Annotated in this window: 1 protein-coding gene; it reads right to left on the bottom strand. The window is 59.6% G+C overall.

Going from position 1 to position 753, the window contains the following annotated elements:
* Positions 1-753: ABC transporter permease (locus NW835_RS09145; RefSeq protein WP_414415164.1), on the bottom strand; the 753-nt coding region annotated here is incomplete at both ends.

Below are 753 nucleotides of genomic sequence, written 5' to 3' on the forward strand. Positions count from 1 at the left end.
AGCAAAGACTCAGGTCGGATCCGCGGATCTACCCACATCAAGAGCAGATCGGCCAATAGGTTGCCCAAAATCAGCATCACCGCTCCCAGCAAAAGCCCGGCCATCACCACGTTGATGTCAAAGCTTTGGACGGCTTCCAAGAGCAGCTTGCCCAGCCCCGGCCAGTTGAAGAAAAACTCGGCAATGAAGGAGCCGCTGAGCAGATTGGCAAACTCAAAGCCCAAGATCGTGATCAAGGGGTTGACGGCGTTGCGCAATGCATGCAGCCAGATCACCCGCCATTCAGGAATGCCCCGTGCCCGCGCCGCCTGGATGTATTCCTGCCGCAGCACGTCCAAGAAGTTGCCGCGGGTAATCCGCTGCAGCCCGGCAAAGCTGGTAATGCTCAGGGCCAGCGTGGGCAAGAGCAGGTGGCGGCCCAGATCCAGCAGCTTCCCCCCCCAACCGAGCTCGGCAAAATAAACACTGGTCATTCCCCCTACCGGCAACCAGCCCACGTTTTGAGCCACGATCAGCAGCAAAATGGCCAGCACAAAGCTGGGCATGGCCTGCCCCAGGTAGCTGAGCAACTGCAACGCCCGATCCAAAGGAGTGTTCTGCCGCAGCGCCCCCAGGATCCCCAGAGGAATGGCAATTAGCCAAGTTAGCAAAACAGAGCACACTGCCAACAGCAAGGTGGCGCCGGCGCGGGAGAGGATGAGTTGCGCCACCGGCACGCGGTATGTGTAGCTGACGCCAAAATCCCCCTGCAGC

Source organism: Synechococcus sp. OH2, from assembly GCF_047462155.1.
GTDB lineage: Bacteria > Cyanobacteriota > Cyanobacteriia > Thermostichales > Thermostichaceae > Thermostichus.